This window comes from Microbacterium lacticum (assembly GCF_006716815.1).
Taxonomy (GTDB): domain Bacteria; phylum Actinomycetota; class Actinomycetes; order Actinomycetales; family Microbacteriaceae; genus Microbacterium; species Microbacterium lacticum.
In genome coordinates this window covers 599,388-617,195 of the sequence record NZ_VFPS01000001.1, presented here as the reverse complement: position 1 = coordinate 617,195, position 17,808 = coordinate 599,388, and the positions used below count along the sequence as shown (strand labels likewise).

The 17,808-nt window shown below is 68.5% G+C and carries 16 protein-coding genes, 4 tRNA genes and 4 pseudogenes; 6 read left to right on the top strand and 18 right to left on the bottom strand.

The genetic code is table 11. From position 1 onward, the window contains the following. Positions 1–21: 21 nt before the first annotated feature. The 6 genes and pseudogenes from FHX68_RS15090 to FHX68_RS02935 form a co-directional block, all read right to left on the bottom strand. Entirely contained in the window at positions 22–189 is a 168-nt protein-coding gene (locus FHX68_RS15090; protein WP_170214313.1) for a hypothetical protein, read from the bottom strand. Positions 190–253: 64 nt separating this feature from the next. Further along, a pseudogene (locus tag FHX68_RS02955) lies at positions 254–425 on the bottom strand (IS1380 family transposase); the annotation flags it as partial. Positions 426–443: 18 nt separating this feature from the next. After that, on the bottom strand, positions 444–1,562 hold the full coding sequence (locus FHX68_RS02950; protein WP_211345038.1) for an IS30 family transposase: 1,119 nt from the start codon (positions 1,560–1,562) through the stop codon (positions 444–446). Positions 1,563–1,725: 163 nt separating this feature from the next. Continuing rightward, positions 1,726–2,475 (bottom strand): annotated as a pseudogene (locus FHX68_RS02945) (IS1380 family transposase); the annotation flags it as partial. A 121-nt stretch (positions 2,476–2,596) separates the two neighbouring features. Beyond that, complete coding sequence (locus FHX68_RS02940; RefSeq protein ID WP_141381625.1) at positions 2,597–2,932, bottom strand: hypothetical protein; 336 nt, start codon at positions 2,930–2,932, stop codon at positions 2,597–2,599. Positions 2,933–3,124: 192 nt separating this feature from the next. Next, a complete protein-coding gene (locus FHX68_RS02935; protein WP_141381624.1) occupies positions 3,125–3,502 on the bottom strand; it encodes a hypothetical protein in 378 nt (125 codons plus the stop codon). 252 nt (positions 3,503–3,754) lie between these two features. On the opposite strand from FHX68_RS02935, the pseudogene FHX68_RS02930 reads away from it, so the two are divergent. Continuing rightward, positions 3,755–4,261: pseudogene (locus tag FHX68_RS02930) on the top strand (IS110 family transposase); the annotation flags it as partial. Positions 4,262–4,286: 25 nt separating this feature from the next. Here FHX68_RS02930 and FHX68_RS02925 read toward each other — a convergent pair. Further along, entirely contained in the window at positions 4,287–5,804 is a 1,518-nt protein-coding gene (locus FHX68_RS02925; protein ID WP_141381636.1) for an IS1634 family transposase, read from the bottom strand. Positions 5,805–5,921: 117 nt separating this feature from the next. On the opposite strand from FHX68_RS02925, the pseudogene FHX68_RS02920 reads away from it, so the two are divergent. Continuing rightward, positions 5,922–6,677, top strand: a pseudogene (locus tag FHX68_RS02920) (transposase); the annotation flags it as partial. A gap of 190 nt (positions 6,678–6,867) precedes the next feature. Continuing rightward, a complete protein-coding gene (locus FHX68_RS02915; RefSeq protein WP_141379710.1) occupies positions 6,868–7,335 on the top strand; it encodes a prolipoprotein diacylglyceryl transferase family protein in 468 nt (155 codons plus the stop codon). On the opposite strand, the gene FHX68_RS02910 is transcribed toward FHX68_RS02915, so the two are convergent. The 7 genes from FHX68_RS02910 to FHX68_RS02885 all read right to left on the bottom strand — a co-directional run bounded on the left by FHX68_RS02910 (position 7,316) and on the right by FHX68_RS02885 (position 12,882). Then, complete coding sequence (locus FHX68_RS02910) at positions 7,316–7,651, bottom strand: DUF6804 family protein (RefSeq protein WP_141379709.1); 336 nt, start codon at positions 7,649–7,651, stop codon at positions 7,316–7,318. The genes FHX68_RS02915 and FHX68_RS02910 overlap by 20 nt on opposite strands. After that, positions 7,648–8,691, bottom strand: a complete 1,044-nt coding sequence (locus tag FHX68_RS02905) for a zinc-binding dehydrogenase (protein ID WP_141379708.1) — start codon at positions 8,689–8,691, stop codon at positions 7,648–7,650. The genes FHX68_RS02910 and FHX68_RS02905 overlap by 4 nt, the downstream gene beginning before the upstream one ends. A gap of 43 nt (positions 8,692–8,734) precedes the next feature. Next, positions 8,735–9,868, bottom strand: coding sequence for a DUF998 domain-containing protein (locus FHX68_RS02900; RefSeq protein ID WP_141379707.1), 1,134 nt, complete (start codon positions 9,866–9,868; stop codon positions 8,735–8,737). 332 nt (positions 9,869–10,200) lie between these two features. Continuing rightward, a complete protein-coding gene (locus tag FHX68_RS16095; protein WP_255314009.1) occupies positions 10,201–10,326 on the bottom strand; it encodes a hypothetical protein in 126 nt (41 codons plus the stop codon). A 112-nt stretch (positions 10,327–10,438) separates the two neighbouring features. Next, entirely contained in the window at positions 10,439–11,443 is a 1,005-nt protein-coding gene (locus tag FHX68_RS02895; protein ID WP_141379706.1) for a TerC family protein, read from the bottom strand. 207 nt (positions 11,444–11,650) lie between these two features. Next, complete coding sequence (locus FHX68_RS02890; RefSeq protein WP_141379705.1) at positions 11,651–11,944, bottom strand: DUF2277 domain-containing protein; 294 nt, start codon at positions 11,942–11,944, stop codon at positions 11,651–11,653. Positions 11,945–12,009: 65 nt separating this feature from the next. Next, positions 12,010–12,882, bottom strand: a complete 873-nt coding sequence (locus FHX68_RS02885; RefSeq protein WP_141379704.1) for an NAD-dependent epimerase/dehydratase family protein — start codon at positions 12,880–12,882, stop codon at positions 12,010–12,012. Positions 12,883–13,034: 152 nt separating this feature from the next. Between FHX68_RS02885 and FHX68_RS02880 the strand changes: the two genes are divergently transcribed. Further along, entirely contained in the window at positions 13,035–14,753 is a 1,719-nt protein-coding gene (locus tag FHX68_RS02880) for an NAD(P)/FAD-dependent oxidoreductase (RefSeq protein WP_307723050.1), read from the top strand. On the opposite strand, the gene FHX68_RS02875 is transcribed toward FHX68_RS02880, so the two are convergent. The 4 genes from FHX68_RS02875 to FHX68_RS02860 all read right to left on the bottom strand — a co-directional run bounded on the left by FHX68_RS02875 (position 14,700) and on the right by FHX68_RS02860 (position 17,145). Then, on the bottom strand, positions 14,700–15,701 hold the full coding sequence (locus FHX68_RS02875) for a hypothetical protein (RefSeq protein WP_141379703.1): 1,002 nt from the start codon (positions 15,699–15,701) through the stop codon (positions 14,700–14,702). The two genes, FHX68_RS02880 and FHX68_RS02875, sit on opposite strands and share 54 nt — an antisense overlap. 1,133 nt (positions 15,702–16,834) lie before the next feature. Next, positions 16,835–16,906, bottom strand: a tRNA-Val gene (locus FHX68_RS02870). A 28-nt stretch (positions 16,907–16,934) separates the two neighbouring features. Continuing rightward, positions 16,935–17,005 (bottom strand) — tRNA-Cys (locus tag FHX68_RS02865). Between the two features lie 67 nt (positions 17,006–17,072). Further along, a tRNA-Gly gene (locus FHX68_RS02860) sits at positions 17,073–17,145 on the bottom strand. Positions 17,146–17,317: 172 nt separating this feature from the next. Between FHX68_RS02860 and FHX68_RS02855 the strand changes: the two genes are divergently transcribed. Beyond that, positions 17,318–17,393 (top strand) — tRNA-Val (locus FHX68_RS02855). Positions 17,394–17,455: 62 nt separating this feature from the next. Continuing rightward, positions 17,456–17,800: a YnfA family protein gene (locus FHX68_RS02850; protein WP_141379702.1), complete on the top strand. Its 345-nt coding sequence runs from the start codon at positions 17,456–17,458 to the stop codon at positions 17,798–17,800. Positions 17,801–17,808 lie beyond the last annotated feature (8 nt).

Sequence of the window (17,808 nt, the reverse complement as noted above, 5' to 3'; positions counted from 1 at the left end):
TCCGTTCCTCTCGTCGTTGCGTCATTCATCGCCATCGATGATCTCCGCGTCGATGACATCCTGCTCGGCATCTGTCTCGGTCGCCGAACCCGCACGCAGCTCCAGGATGGCGGTGAGGAGCCTGCGGCGCGCCTCGGCGGGCGGCATCACGTTCACTTCGTGCTTGACGTGCCTCCCGTAGCCGGCCATCTCGAGGAGAGTCGTCGCCGCCTTCGCGCACCTGCTCGCTCGTCGCGTTGTCGCGCAGGTCGACGAAGGGCACCTCGGCGACCTCGGCCTTCGAGATCCACCGGCCCGTGACCTCGTCACGGATCGCGTTCGGGTACTCGATCCCACCCGTCCTCGGGGATCGTCGCGATCGCCGTCTTCACCGCGGGGTCCATCCGAATGACGGCGCTCACTGAAATTCCTCGGTTCTGCTCGGCGGGTTCCAGTGGTCGTCGCTACACGGGTCTCTCCTGAATGCTAGTGAAGAGGTCGTGGGGTGTCTTCCAGTCGAGCGTCTTGCGGGGCCGCCTGTTGAGCTCGTCGCTGACCCGCTGAAGGTCCTCGGCCGTGTGGACGCGGAGATTCGTGCCTTTCGGGAAGTAGTCGCGTAGGAGCCCGTTGGTGTTCTCGTTCGTGGGCCTCTGCCAGGGCTTACCGGGGTCGCAGAAGTAGACCGGCATGCCGACTGTTTCCGCGACGGTGTGGTGGTGACTCATCTCACTGCCCTGATCCCACGTCAGCGAGCGCCGCATCTCCGGCGGTAGCGCGCTGAACGTCGCGATGAGCTGGTCCCGGACGGCGCCCGCTCGAGATTCGCCGTCAAGGTGAAGCAGGATCGTGTAGCGGAAGGTGCGCTCGACGAGGGTGCCGATCGCGGACCGGTTGTACGCGCCGACGATGCAGTCCCCCTCCCAGTGGCCAGGCTCGACCCGTTCCAGCACTTCGGCTGGTCTCTGGTCGATCGGGGTGATGGGCACAATGAACCGAGGCCGGCGCTGATCACCGCGGCGGCGAGGACGTCGATGCGGGCGCCCGGTTCGCAGCACGGCCCGCGGATCCCGTGCGATCACGCGGGTCGGCGCGTAGAGCGCCTGGTAGATCGTCTCCACCGCGATCGGCGATCCATGCTTCGTCGCGAGCTCGTGCGCGATCTGCTCGGGACTCCAGTGCTCGTCGAGATGCTTCTGCACCCGACCCCGAAGCGCCGCGTCCATCTCGAGCCTTCGAGGCTTCGGACGCGGGCGGCGAGTTCGCATGAGCGCGTGCGCGGTGAACGGGTGATAGGCACCATCGCTGGCACGGTTGCGCGTCAGCTCCCGAGCGACCGTCGACACCGCGCGCCCCAGCTCCATCGCGATCGCCCGCGCCGACTTCCCCGCCCGGTGTCCGTCCGCGATCACCACCCGCTCGGCCTCACTGAGATACCGGTCGGACTCAGGCTTACCCTGGTACCGCCCGATGACGGGTTCGATTATCCGCGTGCCCGTGGACGTGACGACCGCGCCGCCGTTCTTCCACCAGTGCCCAGTCTTGCGGTCGATCCCGAGACGCCGGCACGCCTCCGAGATCAACATTCCCCGCTGAAGTAGCTTCGCGAACGACCGCTGCTTGTCCACCATCGGCTGCCGTCCCGGACGACGCGTTGAACCAGATCTCATACCCACCCATTCACCTCAGGTGTAGCGACGATCCCTGGAACCCGCCGAGCAACTCTGGGGAATTTCGATGAGCGCCATCACGAACGGTGACGGACACGTCCGCGCCGGTCTTGATCGCGGTGCCGATGGTGGCGTGGCCGTAGAACGCGGAGTCCGCCCGCAGCAACGGCCGAACACTGCTGCCCAGGTCCATGCGGCGAAGCGTGGCGAGGGTGTCGGCGACGATCCTGGCCGCGCCTTTCGGGGAACCGGTCTTCCCCTGCCGCAACCGCTGGGCGAGGATCACCGGCGCTGAGGTCGTCCTCGACGCTGTCGCGACGAGGGCGTTGAGGCCGCGGACGCCGGAGTACCCGAACGACTCTCCCTGCTTCTGGTACCCGTGGACCTCGATGATCGTGTCGTCCACGTCGACCATCACCCGCTCACCGTCCCGGATCTGCAGCAGCGGCGCGGCCGATGCGAGGTTCACCAGCGTCCGTGAGGCGACGGCATCGAGCTGGCGGACGTGCCCGCACCGGAACTCCCGCAGGAACGAGCCCAGCGTCGACGGTGCATACGTCCGATCGAACAACCGGCCCATCCCGCCATGACGCAGCCGATTCATGTCATCGATCGAGTCCGCGCCAGCGAGCATCCCCGCGACCAGCGCCATCACCTTGCCGCCGGCGTTCGCACCCTTGTCCGTCGGGACGCTCAATCGCGACTGCGCGAGCTCATCAAGCCCCGCAGAACGGGTAAGACAGAGCATCGGGACCAGCCCCGCGACCGACACGAGATTCGGATCATCGAACACAGCCGACACGGCAACGGGAGCATGCTTGAATTGCACCTACGAGATGCCTCTCAGACTCGGGAAATAGGACCTTAGACAAGCTCTACTCTTCCTGGTCAGAGAGGCATTTCTGCGTAACGACGCCAACTCAGCAAGCCCCCCCATCGGTGGATCGAGGTTAAGATCCCATCGCCGCCTGGACGAGTCTGAGCGCTATCAACAGCCCCGCCACGATGCCCGCACTGGCGGCGAGCGGAACCCAGGTGAGATCCTTCTCCGTCCGCCGCGCGAAGCGTGCCGCCGCTGCGGTGCAGACAAACATCACGACGGCGACGAGGTAGTAGACGACGCCCGCGAGGTCGGCGCCTGACCAGTCGCAGCGAGGCGCACATGCGCCCCCGGCGAAGATCGTGCTCCCGACCCAGATCGCGGTCGTGATCGCGAAAGCGACGACCTGGATGACGGCGACGGCAAGAACGGATGCCGCGGCACTCCTGCCTGACCTTGTGCTCATCGGCTCAGTTTGTCGTTCTCGGTCGACGCCACGCTCCAGTTGAACGCATCGATCGGGTCGCTCGCGCCGTCCCCGCCCGAACAGCAAGGGATGCCGGGCGACACGCCGCGGCATCCCTCACCCACCCCCGCGTGTCGACGGCGATCCTTTGCAGTTCGGCACCCGCCCCCACCCGCAACGCGACCGGCCGGATCAGTCCCCCGTGATCCAGACCGTCGTCTCCCCCGGCACGGTGTCGCGGTCGAGCGGAGTGCTCGACAGCACGACACGCTGACCCGGCACGAACGACAGCGCGAGCGGTGCGGAGCCGAACACCGTCACCACCTCCCAGCCATTCGGGCGGCGGAAACGCAGCACATCGCCGCGGCCGGTCTCGACCCACTCCAGTCGCTCCAGCGCCAGGAGCTCGTGCCGCAGGGCGAGGGCACGGCGGTAGAGCGAGAGAGTGGATGCCGGATCGCCCTCCTCCGCCTGGACCGACGCGTCCGCGAACCACGACGGCTGCGGCAGGTGCGCACCCCCCGAACCGAAGCCGAACGAGGAGCCCTCGCGGGTCCACGGCAGCGGCACGCGGCATCCGTCACGTCCGTACTGCTCCTAGTGGGCCCGCGCCGACTGATCGCGCCGCTCCCCACCTCCCCCGTTACTTTCTTCGTGGCCGCTCGGTGAGCATGCTGGGTGGTGACGGCCTGCCGGGCCCGGCATGATTGCTGCCCCCTGTCCTCGATGATCCGGGGGGTGTTGTCACCGGGCCCGGTTGGCGGTGTGTGATCGCTGATAGGGGCTGGGCCCGAGCGTTGCTCGAGGCCGTTCGTAACGTGGATGCCGAGACGCGCCGCCGCGGACGCCGTCACGAGTGAAGCGGAGGACGAAGTGGTCACCAGCATCGACAGATACGACGAGGTCGACGTGTTCGTCGGGCTCGACGTCGGCAAGGGCGAACATCACGCCGTGGCGCTAAGCAGAGCCGGCGGGCGATTGTTCGACAAGGCGCTGCCCAACGACGAGACCAAGCTGCGCGCGGTGCTGACCCAGCTCGCGCAACACGGCCAGGTCCTCCTGGTCGTTGATCAGCCGGCGACGATCGGAGCGCTGCCGGTCGCGGTCGCTCAAGCGGAAGGCGTGCTGGTTGGCTACCTACCCGGGCTGGCGATGCGCCGGATCGCGGATCTGCACCCCGGAGAGGCGAAGACCGATGCCCGTGATGCGGCGATCATCGCCGAGACGGCCCGCACGATGCCGCACACGCTGCGGTCGATCCAGATCGCCGACGAGCACGTCGCGGAGCTGACGATGCTCTGCGGGTTCGACGACGACCTCGCCGGTCAGATCGTCCAGCCTGGATCGTGTCAGATTAGTGCCCCACGCCCGGCCGGAGTGCGGCGATGATGTCGGCGGCTTCCCCCGTTGGCGGGGTGGTCGCGGTGAGTTCGTGTCCGTCGATGGTGATCGTGACGTCACGCAGCGGGCGCAGCGCGCGGACGATACGGCGGACCGTCACGCCGGTGGTCTTGTAGAGGTGCCGGCTGATCGCGAGAGCGCAGAACACGACGGTGAGGTGCGCGTGGATCGAGTCCGCGGTCGACGCGAACATCGGCCTCGCCCGCAGGTCGGTCTTCGCCATCCGGAACGTCGCCTCGACCTGGAACAGGTCATGGTAGGCCGCCACGATCTCTGCAGCGGAAGCCGTCGCGGTGCTGAGGTTGGTGACGTACCCCTTGAGGCCGATGTATTCGCGGGCCTTCTCGACTCTTGCCCAGTTCACGCCGGGCCCCGTGCCGAGGGTGACGAACCGGTCCTTCTTCGCCGGGCGGGTGCCGGCAGCGATCTGCTCGGCGCGTTCGATCTGCTTGTTCAACGTGATGTTGTCGCGGATCTTCCGCTTGTGGGAGTACTGCCACACCACTCGCCGCTCCCGCGCGTTCACACCCGCACCCATGGTTCGGGTGGTCTCGACCGTCTCCCCATCGGTGACGATGTTCCCGACGGTCGCGTAGTGCTCGGCGAGATCGTATGGCGCGGAGGAGGTGCGGGAGCCGACGATGAAACCGAACCCGGCGTCCTCCAGCCGGTTCAGGTTCGCTGCGGACAGCATGCCGGCGTCCGCGACGACCACGACCTCAGTCGCGGAGTGACGTTCGCGGAACTGGTCGAGGACGGGCAGCAGGGTGAGGGTCTCGCCCCTGTTGCCCGCGAACTCGTGGACTTCGAGGGGGAACCCGCCCTGGTCCACGAGGAGGCCGACGAGGATCTGCGGGTCGACGCGGCGCTCTTTGCTCATCCCGACCTTGCGGAGCTTGTCTTCACGCTCCGCCTCGAAGTAGAGGGTGGTGACGTCGTAGAGCACGACGGTGAGCGGGCCAGATCGGGTCGCATGCGCGTAGGCTGCGGCGGCGATCTTCGACCGCCAGTCCTGCTCAACGCTGCGGGCGAGGGTCCGCCACACGGTCGACAGCGACGGCGCACCCGGGACACCAAGCTCGTCCCACACCCGCAGCGTGTCCGCCTTGCTGGTCGGCTCGACGACGCGGGCCAGGACCAGCTTCATGAATGTGTCGTTGCCGACCGCGTCGAACCCGAGACGGGCGTAGGCGTCCTCGAGGACATCCCACAACAACCTGGACCTCGACCCGGTCACCGTCGGCGCGGTCGTGGCCGGCGGCGTCGCGCCCAGCCCGTCCAGATCGAACGGGACATGCCCGGCCAGCTCCGCGATCCGCTCCCGCGCGATCGCGACCAGCACCGCGAGCTGCTCATCGTCGTGCGCGGAGCCGAGGTGCTCCACGATCGTCCGCACACCACGGGTCTTCGACGCGATCTGCACCGCCGTCGCACCCGACGCGGTGCGCACCTTCCGCACGAACCACCCCACCGAGCGAGTCTAGATCGACGCCATTAGTGCCCCGCACGAGGCACCAACACCCCCGGAAAATCAAGCCTCAACGATCCTCAACCCGCGAAATCACCCGACGGTGACACGATCCAGGTCCAGGTCTCCAACCGGATCAGGGGTCTGCTCACCCAAATCCATCCCGCGCTGGAACGCGTGCTCGGGCCGCGGCTGGATCACCCCGCGATCCTGGACCTGCTGCAGCGCTACCCGTCGCCGGCGGCGATGAAGACTGCGGGTGAGAAGCGGCTAGGAAACCGGCTGCTGAAGAACGCGCCCCGCAAAGGTCGTGTCTGGGCGGCAGAGATCATGACCGCGCTCGGCGAGCAGACCGTCGTGGTGACCGGCACCGACGCCGCCGCGCTGGTGCTCCCCAGGCTCGCAGAGCAGCTCCAGGCGTTGCGGCGGCAACGCGACGAGATCGCCATCGAGGTCGAGAAGATCGTCGACACTCACCCTCTTCAGCCGGTCCTGACGAGCATGCCCGGAGTCGGCGTCAGGACTGCAGCCCGGCTCCTCACCGAAGTCACGACGAAGAGCTTCCCGACCGCAGGGCACCTCGCCGCCTACGCCGGCCTCGCACCAGTCACCAGGAGATCGGGCAGCTCGATCCGCGGCGAACATCCCTCCCGACGGGGCAACAAGATCCTGAAACGGACCATGTTCCTCTCCGCGTTCGCGGCGCTCCGCGACCCCGAGTCCCGGGCCTACTACAACCGCAACATCGCCCAAGGCAAACGCCACAACCAAGCACTCATCGCTCTCGCCAGGCGCCGCTCCGACGTCCTGTTCGCGATGCTCCGCGACGGCACCCTCTACCAGTCGCGCATCACCGAACCGGTCCTCGCCGCTTGACAGAAGACATAGGGGCACCCCCCACGCGTCAGTGGAACGCCCATTCCCGACCCGAACTGCAAGGGATGCCGAGCGACACGCCGCAACATCCGGGCCTGACCCCACGTGTTGCGGTCGACGCCTTGCAGTTCGGTCACCGCGGAACGGAACCCCGAGCCCCCCGGGCCAACTCATACCCGGCAGGCACATAATGTCGGGCGTGCACCTGAGCATCCCGAGCCCTGACCTCAGCTGGTCCAGCTTCCACATCGGCCCGCTGACGATCCACATCTACGCGCTGTGCATCATCGCGGGAATCATCGCCGCCGTGATCATCACCGAGCGGCGGCTGCGCGCCCGCGGGGTGCCGGCGGGCACCGTGCTCGACGTGGCGCTGTGGACGGTTCTCCCCTGGGCATCGTGGCGGCTCATCGCGGCGTACTTCATCTGGTACGGCCTGGGTCGCAGCTGGCTGGAGGCGATCCGCATCGACCCCACGAGCGACGCACCTCTCGGCATCCCGGCGAACATCTGGGCATCGTTCGCCGTCGTCGTGCTCGGGATCGCGATCTTCGTCGTGCAGACCGTGCGTCACCGCGGCGAGCCAGACTCCTCACCGTTCACCGTCACGCCGCAGCAGCGGCAGGATGCCGAGGCGCTCAGTCCCGCGGGGTCTTGATCATCGCGCCCGCGACGAGGAACACGATGGCGGCGGCCGGCTGCACGAGCGACCAGACCAAGCCGTCGAACCCGAACGGGAAGACGGGGTTCCAGGCCACCGCGATCACGGCGAACACCGCGGCCCACACCCATTGACGCGCCTGCACGGCGAACCAGCCGACGATCAGCGCCAGGATCGCGACGACGAAGAGCACCACGATCCCCCAGCCCGCCGTCAGCAGCACGGGCGCGAGGAACAGCACGGCGGCGGCAAGCAAGGCCGGTGCCAGTGCGTTGCGCTGGAAGGTCGGCTCGGTGCGCTTCGTCCCGCTCATGCGAGAACTCCCGGATCGATCATCGTCATACCGGCAAGCGTGGCACGGTTGAAGGTGGGCAGCAGCGCCGCGGCCTCGGCGAGCGAGATCGTGCGTTCGATGAGTTCCTGCGGACGCAGGCGCCCCTCGGCGATGAGCTCGAGCATCGCCGGATAGTCGACGGCGGCCATGCCGTGGCTGCCGAGCACGTCGAGTTCCCACGCGATCACGCGGGCCATCGGCATCCCCGACAACCCCGTCTCCGACGGAAGCAGCCCGACCTGCACGTGGCGGCCGCGGCGACGCAGGCTCAGCACGGCGTCGGCCGCCGTCTGCTCCTCGCCCACCGCGTCGATCGAGACGTGCGCGCCTCCGCCGGTGATCCGGCGCACGGCATCGGGCACGTCCACCCCGTCGGCGACGACGACGGCATCGGCGCCGAGAGCGGATGCCGCGTCCAGCGCGGCCTGGTTGCGGTCGACGGCCACGACGTGAGCACCGAGCGCGCGGGCGATCATGACGACACTGAGTCCCACCCCACCCGCCCCGACCACGACGACCCACTCGCCGGGTTGCACGTGCGCGCGACCGGTGAGCGCACGGAACGCGGTCGCGAAGCGGCATCCGAGGGCAGCCGCGGCGGCGAAGGAGACGTCGTCCGGAATGCGCACGAGGTTGGTGTCGGCCGCGTGCAGCGCAACGCGCTCGGCGAACGAGCCCCAGTGCGTGAACCCGGGCTGCTGCTGATCGGGGCACACCTGCGCGTCGCCCGCGCGGCACCACCCGCATGCCCCGCAGCCGCAGACGAACGGCACGGTCACCCGGTCACCGACGGCGAAACGCTCGACGCCCGCGCCGGTCTCGACGATCACGCCGGCAAGCTCGTGGCCCGGAACGTGCGGCACGGCGATGTCGTCGTGACCCGCCCAGGCATGCCAGTCGCTGCGGCACAGCCCCGTCGCCCGCACCTCGACGACCACGCCGCCGGCGGGTGCGACCGGGTCAGCGACCGCACGCACCTCCAACGGTGCGCCGACGGCATCCATCACCACTGCACGCATCCGGACCCTTTCGTCCCCTTCACGTTAGTTGGTGCACCCGCGCTCACGCGGCGGCCGGAGCCGCTGCCGCGGGAACGGGAGGTGCCGGCGCGGCGGCATCCGCGTACGCCCTCGCCTGGCGCACGAACAGCATGAGCCATGCGAACAGCAGGCCCGCGATGATGAACTCCGACCCGGTGAGGTTGTAGTAGTCGATCGGCACCCACAGGGCGACCGCGACGACGATGCCCGCGACGACCAGCACCGAGAAGACCGCGATGTCGCGGCGGATGCCGGGAACGAGAGTCAGCAGGCATCCGACCAGCACGCCGAAGACGACGACCATTCCGGATGCCGCGCCCACGTGCACCGGAAAGGCGACGGCGTCCGGCACGAAGCCGGCGACCATCAAGCAGAGACCGATCACGGCCAGCAGCCAGGCGAACAGGCGGGCACGGCGCTGTGGGGTGTCGACGTGCGCACGCAAACCCACCTCGAGGTCGTGAGCGACGAAGTTGGCGAGCGCGGTGATGACGGCGCCGGTCGTGATGAGGGAGAGGTTGAACTGGTAGCCGGCGTACCCCGACTCGTTGCCCAGTTCGGAGAAGTGGAACCGCCACCAATCACCCTGCGAGGCGCTCACCATGCTCGCGAGCGTGCCGATGAACAGCACGAGGGTGGCGAGCGAGGCGACGCCCGTGGAGGTGACCCGTGCCCCCGAAACCGATGCGACGTAGGTCATCGTGCCGACGGCGGCGGCGACCAGCGCCGCGGCACCGAACGGGTCGATCGTGAGGCCGCGGAAGCTCAGCTGGAAGAGTTCGGCGACGGCGACGACGACGAGGGCCGCCAGCATCATCATCGCCGCCGACAGGGCGATCAGGTCGGTCACACGTTTGGCGCGCGGCAGGCTGTTGCGCCAGGCGAGATATCCGCGGCGCCGTTCGAGCGCGAACGAGACGGCGAAGGCCGGACCGGCCGCGATGGCCGCGAGCAGTGCCGCCAGGCTGCCGACGGACTCTCCGCCGCCGAGCGGCATCCGCGCCCCGCCCATGACGAGCACGGTGGCGGCGGCGGCGACGAGAGCGGCGCCCAGCGACCAGCGGGTGGCGCGGGACTCGACGCTCGGTGAGAAGCGGGGCGTCTCGGATGCCGCGTGGTGTGTCCATCGCGCGGGGGACGGCCACCATCTGCTCACGCGTCGAGCATACTTTCGACCTGCTCGCACGCCGGCCGCCGCCGGGCCAGGACTTCGCTCGCCTGCCGCATCCCACCCATAACCCGAACTGCAAGGCGGCCGCGGGGACACGCCGCCCGGGCGCGCGTCGCACCGGCGTGTCGCCCGGCATCCCTTGCACTTCGGATGCCGCCGGGGTGTGGGCGTCGCCCGGGCACGCACGCCCCCGGCGCGCCGGGCGCCGATCCGGGCCACCCCACACCGCCCCGCGGGCACCCCAGGCCATGGCTACCTCCCCCAGCGCACCCCGGCCCGATACGCTCATGCTCGCAGACGGATGCCGGGCGTGCGCCTCAGGCGGTGAGGGCCGAATCGACGATCTCGAACACGGCGGGATCCCACGTGGGGGCCCGCTCCCACGGCAGGTCGAGGCCGTTCGCGAAGAAGATGCTGTGCCGCGGCGGCCAGGACCTCGGCAACGTCGGAGAAGCCCTGCCACGTCCTCTCCTCGGGCGCGTCCAGCCGAGAGCCGCACGGCCGGAAGTGCCCCCGGGCCTGCCTCGCGTGTGATCCCAGCGCCAACGGCCCCCCTCAACGGGCGTCGTGGCGCGCGACGGGCAGGGCGTCGCCCCGGGCATCCTTCCGCGTCTTCAGGAGGCTCGCGGTCGTCGCGATGGCGACGGTGGCGGCGATGAACAGCAGCGACAGCCAGATGGGGATCTCGGGAATGAACGTCACGTGCTCGCCGCCCTTGATGAACGGGAGCTCGTTCTTGTGGAGCGCGTGGATGAGCAGCTTCACGCCGATGAACGCGAGGATCACGGCGAGTCCCTGGGCGAGGTACACGAGGCGCTCGAGCAGACCGCCGATGAGGAAGTAGAGCTGGCGCAGACCCATCAGTGCGAAGGCGTTCGCCGTGAAGACGAGGTAGGCCTCCTCGGTGAGCCCGTAGATCGCGGGGATCGAGTCGACGGCGAAGACGAGGTCGATGAAGCCGATCGCGACGATGACGAGGAGCATGGGGGTGACGAAGCGGCGACCGTCCTTCTTCACCGTGAGCCGGTCGCCGTCGTACTCGTCGCTGACCGGCAGCACGCGGCGCACGAGGCGCATGAACCAGCCGTCGGCGGGGTTGGACTCGCCGTGCGCGAACGCCTGTCGGTACGCGAGGAACAGCAGCAGCGCGCCGAAGAGGTAGAACACCCACGAGAAGTTCTCGATCAGCGCCGCCCCGACGGCGATGAAGGCGCCGCGCATGATGAGGGCGATGACGATGCCGATCATCAGCACTTTCTGCTGGTACATCTTCGGCACCGCGAACCCGGTCATGACGATGAGGAACACGAACAGGTTGTCGATCGACAGGGCCTTCTCGGTGAGGTACCCGGCGAAGTACTCGCCGCCGTATCCCCACCCCGAGAAGACGCCCACGCCGACACCGAACAGTAGCGCGAGACCGATGTAGAAGGCCGACCAGCGCGCGGACTCGCCGACGGTCGGCTCGTGGGGCTTGCGCACGTGCGCGAAGAACTCCCACACGAAGAAGGCGATGGTGACGGCGATCGTGATGATCCACACGAGCGGGGTGATGTTCACAGGGGTCTCCCGAAGAATGGCGTGACGAGTCGACGCCAGAGTCTCCCCCATCCCTCACGGGACCGGTCGGCCCGGGCCGCGATGCGACTGTATTGACGAGCCGTCCGTGTCGGAGTACTCCCCCTGGACTGCTGCCACAGTAGGGCAGCACGGTGACGTGAAGCTGAGAAGTCGCCGGATGCCGCGGCATCCGGCAGCGGCATCCGATCAGGATGCTGTGCGGATGCGCACTTCGCGCTCCATCCGCTTCTCGTGGCGGGCGCGTCCCTTGACCGCCTCGGCCTCGCGGTTCTTGGGCGGCGCCGCGGTCACGAGCGCATCGAGGAGGCGACGCGTGGCCGCGGCGATCTCGTCGATCGCCGCCTCGAATGCCTCGGTGTTGGCGCGCGAGGGATGCGTCGAGCCGCTCACTTTGCGGACGAACTGCAGTGCCGCTTCACGGACCTCGTCATCGGTCGTGGGCGGGTCGAAGTTGTGGAGCACCCGGATGTTTCGGCACATGCCGAGAGCGTAGACCGGAGCGCTCCGCGGCGACAGAGGTGCGGCGCCGACCGCGAGTGACCTGATCAGCCCTGCGCGGCCGAGCCGTACGCGCAGGCGCGGATCTCCTCGAGCAGCGAGGGGCGGGTCGGCGTCCAGCCGAGCGCGCGCGCTTTCGCACCGCTTCCCTGCTGGTCGAGCATGAGGGCGTCGGCGAACGGTGCGCCCAGACGTGCACGCGATGCCTCGACGCCCTCCGCAACGACAGGACCGCCGGCGACCGCTTCGCCGAGCTCGGTGACCGTCGCGTTGTGACCGCTGAGGCCGAGCACCCGTCCGACCGGCTCGGGGCTCTCGATCACCCGCACGTACAGCTCGGCGAGGTCGTCGACGTGCACGGTCGCCCAGTGCGGGGTGCCGTCGCCGATGACGGTGAGGCGACCCTCGGCGTCGCGCGGAGCGGAGTCCAGCATGGCGGGGATGCCGGCACCGTGACCGTGGACGATCCCGGGTTCGACGATCGTGAGCGCGAGATCGGCGGCGGCGAGCCGGGACTCCACTCCCTCACGCCAGGCGACGATCGCCGGCGGGTTGAACGGGGTCTGCTCGGTGAGGTCGTCGGACGGGCCGTGGATCCACAGGCCGCCGGTGTGGATGTAGGGCTTGCCGGTGCCGCTGAACGCCGCGATGACGGCTTCGGCGACCGCAGCGTCGAACTGCGGCGCGGTGCCGTCACTCGGTGCGGCGGTGTGGATCGCGGCATCCACTCCCTCGAGGAGCGGAGTGAACCAGGCGGCGTCGGTGATGTCGCCGACGACCGCGGTCGCACCGGTCACCGTGGCCTTCTGCGCGGCGTGCGCACTGCGCACCGGCGCGACGACGTCGTGACCGTGGGCGCGCAGTACGTCGAGGACGGACGAGCCGATGTAGCCGGTGGCACCGGTGAGGAGGATCTTCATTCCGTCATCGTAGGCACGCCGCCGCGGGGCGAGGGCGGTCTCGGAAAGCTCGTCAACCCCGAGATCGGATGCCGCGCCCTCCGTATGCTGGCCGCAGGCGACGGCGCGACGGGGGACCCCGGATGCGTCCGACGACGAGAGGCGGAGCGGCGATGCACGACGTGGTGGTGATCGGGGCGGGACTTGCCGGCCTGCGGTGCGCTGCGGTGCTGGCGGAGCGCGGTCTCGAGGTCGTCGTGCTCGAGGCGGCGGACACGGTCGGCGGACGCCAGCGCACCGACATCGTCGACGGCTTCCGCCTCGATCGGGGCTTCCAGGTGCTGAACCCCGCCTACCCCGCGCTCCGGCGCGGTGTCGATCTCGATGCCCTCGCGCTGCGATCGTTCCCGGTCGGCGTGCAGGTGCGCACCGATCGCGGGGTGGCCGCGGTGCGGCATCCGCTGCGCCATCCGTCGTCGATCGCGCGCACGATCGGCAGCGGGCTGGTGAGCGCCGCGGATGCCGTGGCGTTCGCACGCTGGCTCGCACCGGCGTTCACGCCGCGACTGTCAGACCGCGCGCGCGATGACCGCCCGCTGCGCGAGGCGTGGGATGCCGCGGGCCTGCGCGGACCGCTGCGCACGGCCGTGCTCGAGCCGTTCCTTGCCGGTGTCGTCGCCGAGGCCGATGGGGTGACCTCGAACGCGTTCGTGCAGGAGTTGGTGCGGTACTTCGCGCGAGGGCGGCCGGGGCTTCCCGCGCAGGGGATCGCGGCGGTGCCGGCGCAGCTGGCCGCGCGGGCGCGTGCCGCGGGAGCGGAGATCCGGCTCGGAGCGCGGGCGGAGCGCGTGGAGAGGGACGGCCCGATCGTCGAGGTCGACGTCGCGGGTGGCGAGGCCCTTCGCGCCGGGCGGGTCGTGGTGGCTGTCGGCCCGGAGACGGTGGCAGAGCTGACGCCGGTGCCGCGACCGGCGACCAACGGACTGCAGACGTGGTGGTTCGCGGCGACGCACGCGCCCTCGGCATCCGCTCTGCTGAGCGTGGACGGACGCGGCGGCGGCCGCCGCGGACCGGTCGTGAACACGGCGGTGATCTCCCACACCGCGCCGTCGTACGCACCGGCGGGCCGTCACCTGATCGAGGCGACCTGCCTGCTGCCGCGGGGCGTTGCGACCGCCGGCGAGGACGAGGTGCGTCGGCACCTCGCCGAGTTGTGGGATGCCGAGGTCACGGACTGGCAGCTGCTGCGCCGCGACGACATCCCCGATGCGCTGCCCACACAGCCGTCGCCGCTGCGCGCACCCCGCCAGCCGCGCGTGGCTGACCGGGTGTACCTCGCGGGCGACCACCGCGATGCGGCGTCGATCCAGGGTGCGCTGGCGTCGGGCGAGCGCGCCGCTCGCGCGGTGCTCGTGGACGCGGGGGGGGTGATGGGCGCCGCGGAGCCGCTGCGGTCGGCGGGGCTCATCGTGCTGCAGGTGATCGTCTCGTTCATCGCGTACGGGATGGTGGTGATGCAGACGTTGAGCATCGACGGCTGCGGATACCGATGCGATTTCACTCTCGTGACCGTGGCGTCTCGCGCGGCGCTGGTCGTATCTGTCGTCGCGGCGCTGGTGAGTGTGGTGATCGTGGTGGCGCGCGGCATCCGCCCGAGCTGGTGGGCGCCTGTCGGCGGGATCGCGCTGGTGGTCGTGACGACGGGCATCGTGCTGTCCGCGATTCACATCGCGACGCAGCGACGTGCGCACCCGTCAACCCCGGGACCTGAGCGTCTCGAGGGCATCGAGGCTGCCCCGCCGCGTAGGGGCTTGATCCGACCTGTGAATGCACTGACGCTATGCCGTCGCGAGTTCTTCACCTGTCAGTTCTCGAACGAGGTCGTCGGGTAGTCGCTGATACTCGCGTTGGTGCCGACTACCAGGAACAGTGGCTACTTCGCGGGGTGCGGGTCGCCAGAGGATGATCTCAGTCCCTGACGGGCTCACTGCCGGCGTATGGGCTGCTGCCGGTCGGCAGCGTGAGCGTCCAGTCACCGTGGGTGGAATGGGATCGCCAAGGGGCTTGGTGAAGGCGGGGTTGGTATCCGGAACGTTCCCGGCGCCGACGAGATCAAGGTCTTTCGCGACGGTGAGGAAGTCAGTGTAGGTGTAGTGCGAGTAGGCAGTGTTGCTCTGTCCTTCCCATCCCGGCGGCATCCATGCGCCGGAAAGGGAGACGACATTGTCGTATCTGGCTCCCTTGAGTTCAGAGGCAGTCGTCGCGGCGAGGCCCCAGGAGTGAGCAATCGCGTCGTACCGTGCCGCGTTGAGATGAGGGTCGGTCGCAACTTCACCTTGGAACGCGGCCAGACCACCACCCGTCTTGAGGGCAAGGGGAGCTTCGTTTGCGGCGAGAAGCCCGTCGACTTGCGTTGTTCCGGGCCTCTGGCCGGGGAACTCGCCGCCGTGCCACACGAACACCACCATGCTCTGGTCTTGACCGTTCAACCAGCTACCGACCTGCTGCACCTCGCCAGTGTAGAAGGAGTATTGGTTGCTGAATGTGCCGGGAACGTACGTCACCGAGTTGGTCGTCGACGCGCTCGGGTTGCCGATCATCTCGACTATGCGATCTCGGTCTGGCTGGTAGAGGTAGAGCTGGACCGCACCCGACATGACACGCTCCAGGTACTCCGACTTCTTCTGTAGCTGGTCGAGGCTGCGGTTGCTACCGATGGCACCGACGGTGAGGTCGTCAATGTCGCGGGGGCTGGCAAACCAGCGCTCTTGTGCAATCTCATTTTGCGTTGCCCGGTACTCGACAGCGGCGCTGAGGCGGTTCGCCGCGATGCGCACCATTGTTGGGTGCCACCCAGGGCGCCGATGAGGGCGGAGCCGCCGAGGACGAGGGCGTGTTGCTGATCGAGGGTCAGGCTCTGCCACCACGCTGCGGTCTGCGTGGGGGTCTGCGCGGTGAGGAGCTTGTCGATCAGTTCGGGGTGTGCGGCGAGGAGGGTGGCGATGTCGGTCTCACTCATGCCGGCGAGCTGTTCGAGAGTCACACCGCCCGGCGCTCCCGGAAGCGACCACGAGGCCAGCGTCCCCCGTGAGGTCGCACCGGTGCGGGTGATCACGGCCGTATTGTCTGCCGAGGCGCGCTCATTGGCGAGTTGCTCCAGCTGCGTGTTCAGTCCCTTCAGAGATTCCTGCGTCGTCGCGAGGCGCGACTCGATGCCTCTGACCAGGCCCGGGTCGTCCCACAGGTCAAGCTCACGGCGCAGCGAGAGGATCTGAGCGTTGGCACCGTTGATCTGCTGGCAGATGAGCTCCAGACGCGCGGCGATACCGCCTGGTTGAGTACAGGGGCAACTCTGTTGTCTGCGAATGCTGCCACGCAAGACGCGATGGCGAGGATTCCCGGTCAGCTCCGGCGCTCGTCCAGCACTCCCGAGCAGGAGCGGTCGCGAACAATCGCGCTCGGCTCTGACCAACGCGAAGGCTGGTTGTTCGTTTGGGCGACTCGTACTGCGGGATCTGATCCCGACACATCCACGTCATCGCTCCGGCGGTACCTTCAGGCCAAGAAGTATCATCTCGGGCTTCACCGCGGGACTGCCCTTGTCTATGACCAAGCCACGCGCATTCTGGTCGACCTGAAGCTGCGACCGATCGAAGCGTCGAGCGCCCCACTACCGCCGCGCGCAAAGGGCACGAACCCGCGGCATCCTCGCAAGAAGCGGAGAAGGCACTGAATCGCGATCGCATCGTTGTCGTCATGTCACACGCAGGCAGTGGCGCCGGCGATGCCTCAGCGGACCGGGTGCTCACAACCTGTGGTGCTCGAGACCATCGCGCGGGAAAACGTCAGAGGAAGGCGCACCCGGCCGTTCACCTCGCGCACACCGAAGCGATGTTCCCCGTATATTGCCCGAAGGCTAGCGCTTCGCTCCCTATGCGAGAAAAACCCCTGATTTCTCAGGGGTTTTCTTCTGTGCGCGATACTGGGATCGAACCAGTGACCTCTTCCGTGTCAGGGAAGCGCGCTACCGCTGCGCCAATCGCGCCTGTACAGGCGTATTCAGTTGTGAGGCGAGGTGGCGACGGGATTCGAACCCGTGTAAACGGCTTTGCAGGCCGGTGCCTAGCCGCTCGGCCACGCCACCGTGTGGATTAACCGTGTGGTTTGACCCCACGTGCCGTGATCTCCTCGAAAAGAGACCCGTGCACTCGAGCGGATGACGAGACTCGAACTCGCGACCCCAACCTTGGCAAGGTTGTGCGCTACCAACTGCGCTACATCCGCATGCCCCCGTGTTCGTCGTTTCCGACTCCCTCAGGCGCTTGATCGACTTTAGTGCACTCTCCGCGGTTCGCAAAACCGGATGCGCCCCGCGCGTGTCTTGCCGAGGATTCGTTGCCGGGCGCCCCGATCCGGTAACATCGGATCTCGGCCCACGGAGCACATCCCGGGTCACGGGCGATTGGCGCAGTTGGTAGCGCGCTTCCTTCACACGGAAGAGGTCGTCGGTTCGAGTCCGGCATCGCCCACCACCTTCTCCTCGGCATCTACGCGTGAAACACGCCCGACACCGGTCGCTGTGAGACTGGGCGGCATGACCACTGTCCGGATCATCGTCCTCTTCCTGCTCGCCGCCGTCGCCGAGATCGGCGGGGCGTGGCTGATCTGGCAGGCGGTGCGCGAGAACCGCGGCTGGTGGTTCGCCCTCGCCGGCGTCCTGGCGCTCGGCGGGTACGGCTTCGTCGCGGCCTTCCAGCCCGACGCGAACTTCGGTCGCGTGCTCGCCGCGTACGGCGGCGTCTTCGTCGCCGGGTCGCTCGCGTGGGGCATCGTCGTCGACGGGTTCAAGCCCACCGTGTGGGACTACGTCGGATCGGCCGTCGCGCTGCTCGGCGCCGCGATCATCATCTTCGCCCCGCTGGCCACGCGCATCGACTGACCGGCGCC

Bases quoted from the DNA above. Each gene is read 5' to 3' on its own strand.
- FHX68_RS02885 (WP_141379704.1), bottom strand. From the start codon at position 12,882: ATGAAGATCCTCCTCACCGGTGCCACCGGCTACATCGGCTCGTCCGTC.
- FHX68_RS02875 (WP_141379703.1), bottom strand. From the start codon at position 15,701: ATGGTGCGCATCGCGGCGAACCGCCTCAGCGCCGCTGTCGAGTACCGG.
- FHX68_RS02950 (WP_211345038.1), bottom strand. From the start codon at position 1,562: ATGTTGATCTCGGAGGCGTGCCGGCGTCTCGGGATCGACCGCAAGACT.
- FHX68_RS02880 (WP_307723050.1), top strand. From the start codon at position 13,035: ATGCACGACGTGGTGGTGATCGGGGCGGGACTTGCCGGCCTGCGGTGC.
- FHX68_RS02915 (WP_141379710.1), top strand. From the start codon at position 6,868: ATGTCGGGCGTGCACCTGAGCATCCCGAGCCCTGACCTCAGCTGGTCC.
- FHX68_RS02940 (WP_141381625.1), bottom strand. From the start codon at position 2,932: ATGAGCACAAGGTCAGGCAGGAGTGCCGCGGCATCCGTTCTTGCCGTC.
- FHX68_RS02890 (WP_141379705.1), bottom strand. From the start codon at position 11,944: ATGTGCCGAAACATCCGGGTGCTCCACAACTTCGACCCGCCCACGACC.
- FHX68_RS15090 (WP_170214313.1), bottom strand. From the start codon at position 189: ATGGCCGGCTACGGGAGGCACGTCAAGCACGAAGTGAACGTGATGCCG.
- FHX68_RS02910 (WP_141379709.1), bottom strand. From the start codon at position 7,651: ATGAGCGGGACGAAGCGCACCGAGCCGACCTTCCAGCGCAACGCACTG.
- FHX68_RS02850 (WP_141379702.1), top strand. From the start codon at position 17,456: ATGACCACTGTCCGGATCATCGTCCTCTTCCTGCTCGCCGCCGTCGCC.
- FHX68_RS02905 (WP_141379708.1), bottom strand. From the start codon at position 8,691: ATGCGTGCAGTGGTGATGGATGCCGTCGGCGCACCGTTGGAGGTGCGT.